This window comes from Mesorhizobium sp., from assembly GCF_004962925.1.
Taxonomy (GTDB): domain Bacteria; phylum Pseudomonadota; class Alphaproteobacteria; order Rhizobiales; family Rhizobiaceae; genus Mesorhizobium.
Map to the genome: position 1 here is coordinate 1 of NZ_SUEO01000257.1, position 8,366 is coordinate 8,366.

Below are 8,366 nucleotides of genomic sequence, written 5' to 3' on the forward strand. Positions count from 1 at the left end.
CACCCTTACCCCCTCCCCGTTCTTCACGGGGAGAGGGTAAGGGTGAGGGGCAGCGCCGCCTTCAAACTACTAGCGCGTAAAGCTCTGGGCGTTGCCCGCGTCGACATTGACGATGTTGCCGGTCGACTTGGCCGACATGTCGGAAGCAAAGAAATAGATCGCCTCGGCGATGTCTTCGGGGAACACCGAACGCTTCAGCATCGAGCGCGAGCGGTAGTGCTCCTCGAGATCGTCAGTCGACATCTTATAGGCGGCGGCGCGCTGTTCCTTCCACTCGCCGGTCCAGATCTTCGAGCCGCGCAGCACGGCGTCCGGGTTGACGACATTGACCCTGATCTGGGCTTCCGCGCCTTCCAGCGCCAGGCAGCGCGCCAGATGGATCTCGGCCGCCTTGGCCGTGCAATAGGCGGCGGCGTTGGGCGATGCGGCAAGCCCGTTCTTGGAGGCGACGAAGACGACGTTGCCGCCGATCTTCTGCGCGCGGAACAGCCGAAATGCTTCCCGCGAAACGAGGAAATAGCCGGTCGACAAGATGTCCATGTTCTTGTTCCACAGCGCCAGCGTCGTCTCCTCGATCGGCGCAGAAGTTGCCAAGCCGGCATTCGACACCAGAATATCGACGCCGCCGAACTCGACCGCCGTCTCGGCGAAGCCGGAGATCACCTGATCCTCTGACGTGACGTTGATGACCAGCGGCCGCACGAAATCCTTGCCATAGGCTTTGGCAAGCTCGTCATTGGCGCTGGCAAGGGCGGCCTCGTCGATATCGGCCAGCACAACGCAGGCGCCTTCGCGCAGCAGCCGGTTGGCCGTCGCCCGGCCGATGCCGCCGGCGCCACCGGTGACCAGCGCGATCTGGCCGGCCAGGGCTTTCGGCCTCGGCAGACGCTGCAGCTTTGCCTCTTCGAGCAGCCAGTATTCGATGTCGAAAGCCTCCTGGTCGGGCAGGCCGACATAGGCCGACACCGTCGAGGCGCCGCGCATGACATTGATGGCGTTGACGTAGAATTCGCCTGATATGCGCGCGGTCGCCTTGTCGCCGGCGAAGGTGAACATGCCGACGCCCGGCATCAGATAGACCACCGCATTCGGATCGCGCACGGGTGGCGAATCCGCATGCTTGCACCTGTCATAATAAGCCTGATAGCCAACGCGATACTCCGCCACGTCGTCGGCGAGACGGGCAATGACGGCGTCGATATCCGGCTTCGCAGGGTCGAATTCGATGACCAGCGGCCGGATCTTGGTGCGCAGGAAATGGTCGGGACACGACGTGCCGAGCGCCGCCAGTGGGCGCAAATCCTTCGAATTGACGAATTCGAGCACGGCGGGCGAATCGTCGAAATGGCCAAGCTTGTGGCTTTTCTCCGAGATCAGGCCGCGGATCCTCGGCATCAGCTTTGCTGCCACAGCGCGACGCGCCGGCGCGTCGAGCGATTTGACCACTTCGCCACCGAAAATCGGCTTGCCTTCAGACTTGCGCTCGAACCAGTCGATCGCCTGGTTGATCACCGAGATCGTCGTCTCGTAGCATTCCCGAGGCGTGTTGCCCCAGCTGAACAGGCCGTGGCTCGCCAGCACAACACCCTTGGCTTCGGGGTTCTCGATGCAGAATTTTTCCAGCCACAGGCCGAGTTCGAAGCCCGGACGCTTCCATGGCAGCCAGCCGATCGCGTTGCCGAAGATCTCCCTGGTCAGCGCCTTGGAATCCTTCGCTGCGGCAATGGCGATGATCGCGTCCGGATGCATGTGATCGACATGGGGCTTCGGCACGAAGGCGTGCAGCGGCGTGTCGATCGAGGCCGCGCGTGGGTTAAGATTGAACGTACAATGGGGCAGATAGCCGACCATCTCGTCCTCGTGATCGAGGCCGCGATAGAGACCCTTCAGCGCCCTGAGCTTGTCCATGTAAAGGGTGGCGAAACCGTCTGTTTTAATCGAGGCGCTGTCGCCGCCCGAGCCCTTCACCCACAGCACTTCCACGCTCTCGCCGGTGAGCGGATCCTTTTGCCATATCTTGGAAGAGGTGTTGCCGCCGCCATAGTTGGTGACGCGCTTGTCGGAGCCAAGAACATTCGAGCGATAGACGAGACGTTCCGGCTCGCTCATTGCCTGGGCTTTCGCCTCATCCCAAAGATTGGCGAGGCGCGTGCCGGAGCGCTTGTCGAGCATAGGTATCCTCCCGTGACGCGAGACGCGCAAAACGGCGCGGTCCCTTTTGTCCGAATTTCTACGCAAGCGGCGGCGTTGTCAATCACAAACGATCAATATCAATCATATTGCATTGCACAATCAATTTATCTGATCGGAAATGATTGACACTGCGCGTTTTGGGTGCCTAGATGCTGAGGCAGGGAGGAACCATGCACGAAAAAGAGCGCCACAGGATCATTCTGTCCGCCGTCCAGGAAAAGCCTGTGGTGACGGTGCAGGAGATGGTCGACCTGACGGACTCGTCCGAGGCGACGATCCGGCGCGACATCGCGGCATTGCATGTGCAAAAGCGCCTTCGCCGCGTGCGTGGCGGCGCCGAAGCGATCACCCCGCCGCAGTTCATCGGCCTTGCCGGTCGGCCCTTTTCGGTCAACGAGACGATCAACGCATCGCAGAAGCGGGCGATCGCGCGGGAAGCGGTGGAACTCTGCAAGGACGGCGAGCCGATCATCATCAATGGCGGCACCACCACCTTCCAGATGGTGCATTTCCTGACCGGCCGCCGCATGCCGATCTTCACCAATTCCTTTCCGATCGCCGAGCACCTGCTCAAGCATTCCAAAAACACGGTGATGCTGTCGGGCGGCACCATCTACCGCGAGCAGAACATCATCCTGTCGCCCTTCGACAATGACGTGACGCGCAATTTCTATGCCCGCCGCATGTTCATGGGCGCGCAAGGGCTCGGGCCGTTGGGCCTGATGGAAGGCGATCCGCTGCTGATCCAGGCCGAGCAGAAACTGATCGATCAGGCTGACGAGCTGGTGGTGCTGATCGATTCGTCGAAGTTCCGCAAAAGATCGAGCCTGATCCTGTGCGGCCTGTCGCGCATCGCCACTGTCATCACCGACGACGGCATCGAAGATCGCGAGGCCAAGATGCTGGAGGCCGCTGGTGTGGCCCTGATCGTCGCCCGCACAACGCTAAGCAATAAGGAAGAATCTTCGCTGCAGGCCTGAGGCCCGCAGCGGCGATGGAATGCAACGCTCAAGGGAGGATATTCGAATGAGCATTTTGAAGAAATTGATGGTGACGGCGGCCTTGTCGGCCGCCATGTTCGTGAATGCCGCCTATGCCGAGAACGTCAAGATCGCGCTGGTGGTGAAGTCGCTCGGCAACGGCTTCTTCGATGCCGCCAACAAGGGCGCCCAAGAGGCGGCCAAGGAACTCGGCGGCGTCGACATCATCTACACCGGCCCGACCAAGGCGACCGCCGAAGCGCAGATCGAAGTGATCAATTCGCTGATCGCCCAGAAGGTCAACGCCATCGCCATTTCGGCCAATGACGCCGACGCGCTGGTTCCGGCGCTGAAGAAGGCGATGGATCGCGGGATCACCGTCATCTCGTGGGATTCTGGTGTCGCGCCGGAAGGCCGCGAGCTTCACCTCAACCCCTCCGACACCAATCTGATCGGCGAGACCATCATCAAGCTTGCCGCCGACTACCTGCCGGAAGGCGGCGATGTCGCCATCCTGTCGGCTTCGTCCACCGCGACCAACCAGAACGCCTGGATCGACGCGGCCAAGAAGGTGCTGCCGGAGAAGTTCCCCAAGATCAATCTCGTCGCCACCGTCTATGGCGACGACGACTCGGCCAAGAGCACGGACGAGGCCAAGGGCCTGCTAAAATCCTATCCGAACCTCAAGGCGATCATCGCCCCGACCACGGTCGGCGTCGTTGCCGCCGCGCAGGTGGTGACCGACGCGAACCTGATCGGCAAGGTCAACGTCACCGGCCTGGCGTTGCCGTCCGAGTTCAAGAAGTTCATCGACAACGGCGCCAGCCAAGCAGTTGCGCTGTGGAACCCGATCGACCTCGGCTACTCGGCCGTCTACCTCGCCCATGATTTGGCGGTGAAGAAGGAAGAAGCCAAACCCGGTGCTACGCTGTCGATCGGCCGCGTCGGCAAGGTCACGCTCGACGACACCAACTCGGCCGCGATGGCTCCGCCCTACAAGTTCGACAAGTCGAACATCGAAGAGTTCTCCAAGATCTATTGATCCTGGAGCCCTTCAAGCCGACGCGGCGGGACAGAGGTTCCGCCGCGTCCTCAAACGGTCCTTGCTTCAGGGCTTGATACGACTATGGACACGACAGCCCAACTCACCCCGACGACCGAGCAGCCTTTGGCTCCGGCTCCGCGCCTGACCCTGTCCGGCATTTCGAAGAGTTTTCCCGGCGTGCGCGCACTGCATGATGTCAGCCTGTCGCTTTATCCCGGCCAGGTGACCGCGCTGATCGGCGAGAACGGAGCCGGCAAGTCGACGCTGGTCAAGATCATGACCGGCATCTACCAGCCCGATTCGGGCACTATCAGCATCGACGGCCAGGCCGTCACATTGCCCAGCGCGCATGCCGCCTTCGGGCACGGCATCACGGCCATCCATCAGGAAACCGTACTGTTCGATGACCTGACGGTGACCGAGAACATCTTTCTCGGTCATGCGCCGCGCACCCGCTTCGGCACGATCGACTGGCGCACCATGCGCAAGAATGCTCGCGAGGTGCTGGACACCATGGGTGCCGGCCACATCGATGCCGACGCGCGCCTCAAGGATCTCGGCATCGCCAACAAGCATCTCGTCGCCGTCGCCCGCGCCATGTCGATCGATGCGCAGATCGTCATCATGGACGAGCCGACCGCAGCGCTATCGCTGAAGGAGATCGAAGAGCTGTTCTTGCTGATCGAATTCCTGAAGAGCGAAGGCAAGGCGATCCTGTTCATCAGCCACAAGTTCGACGAGATCTACCGCATCGCCGACCGCTATACGGTGTTCCGCGACGGCGAGATGGTTGGCGAAGGCCTGATCAAGGACGCTGGCCAGAGCCAGATCGTGCGCATGATGGTCGGCCGCGCCGTCGACCATATCTTTCCGCAGCGCAAAGCCGAGATCGGTGCGCCGGTGCTCACTGTCTCCGGCCTGTCGCATCCGACCGAGTTCGACGACATCGGCTTCGAGCTGCACAAGGGCGAAATCCTCGGCTTCTACGGCCTTGTCGGCGCCGGCCGCAGCGAGGTGATGCAGGCGATATCAGGCATCACCCGCACCAGCAGCGGCACGATCACGCTGGAAGGCAAGACAATCGTGCCGAAATCTGCGGCGGATTCGATCGATGCCGGCATCGTCTATGTGCCGGAAGAGCGCGGCAAGCAGGGCGTGGTGATCTTCCAGAATATTTCGCTGCCCTCGCTCAAGCGCACATCCAAATCGGGCGTGCTGCGGCTGGCGGAGGAGTTCGCGCTGGCCCGCTCCTATACCGAGCGGCTCGATTTGCGCGCCTCCTCGCTCAGCCAGGATGTCGGCACGCTGTCGGGCGGCAACCAGCAGAAGATCGTCATCGCCAAATGGCTGGCGACCGCACCCAAGGTGATCATCCTCGACGAGCCGACCAAAGGCATCGACATTGGCTCGAAAGCCGCCGTGCACGGCTTCATGGCCGAGTTGGTCGCGCAAGGCCTGTCGGTGATCATGGTGTCGTCCGAACTGCCCGAGATTCTCGGCATGTCCGACCGCGTCGTCGTCATGCGCGAGGGCCGCATCGCCTCGGTCTACGACAATAAGGGGCTCGACGCGGAAACGCTGGTCAAGACGGCAGCGGGGATCGCGGCATGAAGGCTCTTCTTAGATATCGCGAAGTCTGGCTGCTCGCCGCAATCGTCGTGCTGATCGGGCTGATCTCGATGCGCTTTCCGGGCTTTGCCAACCCGGGCAATCTGCGCCAGGTGTTCAACGACACCTCGATCCTGATGATCCTCGCGCTAGGACAGATGGTGGTGATCCTGACCCGCTCGATCGACCTGTCGATGGCATCCAACCTGTGCTTCACCGGCATGGTGGTGGCGATGCTGAACGCAGCACATCCGGCGATCCCGATCCCGCTGCTGATCGTCATCGCACTTCTGGTCGGCCTGGTGCTGGGCGCGATCAACGGCCTGCTGGTGTGGCGGCTGAATATTCCCTCGATCGTGGTGACGCTCGGCACGCTCACCATCTATCGCGGCGCCACCTTCGTCATTTCAGGCGGCGCCTGGGTCAATGCCGATCAGATGAGCCCTGATTTCATCGGCCTGCAACGCGCGGCTTTCCTCGGCATTCCGGTCCTGTCGTGGATCGCCATACTGGTCATAGCCCTGTTCTTTCTCTTGATGACGCGCACCGCGCTCGGCCGCTCGATCTACGCCATCGGCGTCAACCCGACGGCATCGGTCTATGCCGGCATCGATGTCGGCCGGACCAAATTCATCGTCTTCTGCATTTCGGGGATGATCGGCGGTCTCTGCGGTTATCTCTGGATCTCGCGCTACGTCATCGCCTCGGTCGAGGTCGCCAACGGCTACGAACTCAACATCATCGCAGCCTGCGTCATTGGCGGCATCTCGATTGCCGGCGGCATCGGCTCGGTCGGCGGTGCGGTGCTCGGTGCGTTGTTCCTCGGTATCATCTCCAACGCGCTGCCGGTGATCAACATCTCGCCGTTCTGGCAGATGGCGATTTCGGGCAGCGCCATCATCCTGGCCGTGGTGCTCAATGCGCGCGGCGAACGCCGGCAGGGCCGCATTATCCTCAGAAAGGCGGAAGCGGCATGACCGACACCCCTGTCCCACGCCACATTCCCGACCGGCTCGACAAGCCATTTAGTTCGGCGATCTTCTCATGGGAGGCGCTGCTCGTCGCGGTGGCGGTCGCCATCTTTGCCGTCAACAGCTTCGCCTCGCCCTATTTCCTCGACGCGTGGTCGCTGTCGGACCTAACCTTCAACTTCACCGAAAAGGCGCTGATCGCGCTCGCCATGGCGCTGCTGATCATTTCCGGCGAGATCGACCTGTCGGTCGCCGCCATCATTGCGCTGGCTTCGACGATGATGGGCATGGCGGTGCAGGCCGGCGCAGGCACGCCGGTGCTGGTAGTGATCGGTATACTGGTCGGGCTAGGCTGCGGCGCCTTCAACGGGCTGCTCGTCACCAGGCTGGGATTGCCGTCGATCGTCGTCACCATCGGCACGATGAGCCTTTTTCGCGGCGTCGCCTTCATCGTCCTCGGGGACCAGGCCTACAAAGGCTATCCCTCGAGCTTCGCCTTCTTCGGCCAAGGCTATGTCTGGTGGGTGGTGTCGTTCGAGCTGACGCTTTTCCTCGTCGCGGCCGTCATCTACTGGTTCCTCCTACATCGGACGAGCTTCGGCCGCCGCGTCTTCGCCATCGGCAACAATCCGGTTGCGGCGCAGTTTTCCGGCGTGCGCGTCGGCCGCATCAAATTCATCCTGTTCTGCCTGACCGGGCTGATGGCGGGCATCGCTTCGGTGCTGATCACCTCGCGGCTCGGCTCGACCCGGCCGTCGATCGCACAAGGCTACGAACTGGAAGTCATCACCATGGTGGTGCTCGGCGGCGTCAGCATCCTGGGCGGCGCCGGCAGCATAGTGGGCGTGGTGCTCGCCGCCTTCATCATGGGACTGGTAACCTTCGGCCTCGGCCTGCTCAACGTGCCCGGCATCGTCATGTCGATCTTCATCGGGCTGCTGCTGATCATCGTCATCGCGCTGCCCATCGTCTGGCGGCGCGTGCGTCGGGAGCGCTTCACCTGATGGCCGAGAAATACGCGTTCAAGATGAAGCTCAATCCCGGCATGAAGGCCGAATACAAAAGGCGCCACGACGACATCTGGCCGTCGCTGGTCGCCCTGCTCAAACAGGCCGCCGTTTCCGACTATTCGATCCATCTCGACGAAGAGACCAACACCTTACTCGGCGTGCTGTGGCGCCGCGACGGCCACGGCATGGACGAATTGCCGAAGCACCCGGTGATGCAGCGTTGGTGGGCTGAAATGGCCGACATCATGGAGACCAAGCCTGATAATGAGCCGGTGGCGGTGCCGCTGGAAACAATGTTCCATATGGAATGACCCGCCACGTCGCCGTCATCGATATCGGCAAGACCAATGCCAAGGTGGCACTGGTCGATCTCACCGACATGCGCGAAGTCGCGCTGCGCCGCATGGCGAACGCGCCCGCTGCCGACGGTCCCTACCCGCACCACGATGTCGAGCTTCTGTGGTCGTTCATCCTCGACAGCCTCGCCGGGATCAATCGCGAACAGCGCATCGACGCGATATCGATCACCACCCATGGCGCGACAGGCGTGCTGGTGGAC

The 8,366-nt window shown here is 62.0% G+C and carries 7 protein-coding genes and 1 pseudogene; 7 read left to right on the forward strand and 1 reads right to left on the reverse strand.

Features of this window, described 5'->3' with window-relative positions:
- Positions 1 to 69 precede the first annotated feature (69 nt).
- The gene (locus E5W87_RS31435; protein ID WP_292406644.1) at positions 70 to 2,172 is read right to left on the reverse strand and encodes a bifunctional rhamnulose-1-phosphate aldolase/short-chain dehydrogenase; all 2,103 of its coding nucleotides are present in this window, start codon (positions 2,170 to 2,172) and stop codon (positions 70 to 72) included.
- 191 nt (positions 2,173 to 2,363) lie between these two features.
- Here E5W87_RS31435 and E5W87_RS31440 point away from each other — a divergent pair, with 191 nt between their 5' ends.
- From E5W87_RS31440 to E5W87_RS31470, 7 genes and pseudogenes are all read left to right on the forward strand, one after another.
- Positions 2,364 to 3,173, forward strand: a complete 810-nt coding sequence (locus E5W87_RS31440) for a DeoR/GlpR family DNA-binding transcription regulator (RefSeq protein WP_292406647.1) — start codon at positions 2,364 to 2,366, stop codon at positions 3,171 to 3,173.
- 46 nt (positions 3,174 to 3,219) lie between these two features.
- Positions 3,220 to 4,215, forward strand: coding sequence for a rhamnose ABC transporter substrate-binding protein (rhaS, locus tag E5W87_RS31445; RefSeq protein WP_292406650.1), 996 nt, complete (start codon positions 3,220 to 3,222; stop codon positions 4,213 to 4,215).
- Positions 4,216 to 4,299: 84 nt separating this feature from the next.
- Positions 4,300 to 5,829 carry a sugar ABC transporter ATP-binding protein gene (locus E5W87_RS31450; RefSeq protein WP_292406652.1) on the forward strand — a complete coding sequence of 510 codons (1,530 nt, stop codon included), beginning with the start codon at positions 4,300 to 4,302 and terminating at the stop codon, positions 5,827 to 5,829.
- Entirely contained in the window at positions 5,826 to 6,803 is a 978-nt protein-coding gene (locus E5W87_RS31455; protein ID WP_292406655.1) for an ABC transporter permease, read from the forward strand. The genes E5W87_RS31450 and E5W87_RS31455 overlap by 4 nt, the downstream gene beginning before the upstream one ends.
- A complete protein-coding gene (locus tag E5W87_RS31460; protein ID WP_292406659.1) occupies positions 6,800 to 7,801 on the forward strand; it encodes an ABC transporter permease in 1,002 nt (333 codons plus the stop codon). Before E5W87_RS31455 ends, E5W87_RS31460 begins: the two co-directional genes overlap by 4 nt.
- Positions 7,801 to 8,118 (forward strand): L-rhamnose mutarotase, encoded by a 318-nt coding sequence (locus E5W87_RS31465; protein WP_292406662.1) that lies wholly within the window; start codon positions 7,801 to 7,803, stop codon positions 8,116 to 8,118. Before E5W87_RS31460 ends, E5W87_RS31465 begins: the two co-directional genes overlap by 1 nt.
- Positions 8,115 to 8,366: pseudogene (locus E5W87_RS31470) on the forward strand (carbohydrate kinase); the annotation flags it as partial. The gene E5W87_RS31465 and the pseudogene E5W87_RS31470, both read left to right, overlap by 4 nt.

Coding starts and splice junctions, on each gene's coding strand:
- E5W87_RS31435 (WP_292406644.1), bottom strand. CDS start 2,172: ATGCTCGACAAGCGCTCCGGCACGCGCCTCGCCAATCTTTGGGATGAG.
- E5W87_RS31440 (WP_292406647.1), top strand. CDS start 2,364: ATGCACGAAAAAGAGCGCCACAGGATCATTCTGTCCGCCGTCCAGGAA.
- rhaS (WP_292406650.1), top strand. CDS start 3,220: ATGAGCATTTTGAAGAAATTGATGGTGACGGCGGCCTTGTCGGCCGCC.
- E5W87_RS31450 (WP_292406652.1), top strand. CDS start 4,300: ATGGACACGACAGCCCAACTCACCCCGACGACCGAGCAGCCTTTGGCT.
- E5W87_RS31455 (WP_292406655.1), top strand. CDS start 5,826: ATGAAGGCTCTTCTTAGATATCGCGAAGTCTGGCTGCTCGCCGCAATC.
- E5W87_RS31460 (WP_292406659.1), top strand. CDS start 6,800: ATGACCGACACCCCTGTCCCACGCCACATTCCCGACCGGCTCGACAAG.
- E5W87_RS31465 (WP_292406662.1), top strand. CDS start 7,801: ATGGCCGAGAAATACGCGTTCAAGATGAAGCTCAATCCCGGCATGAAG.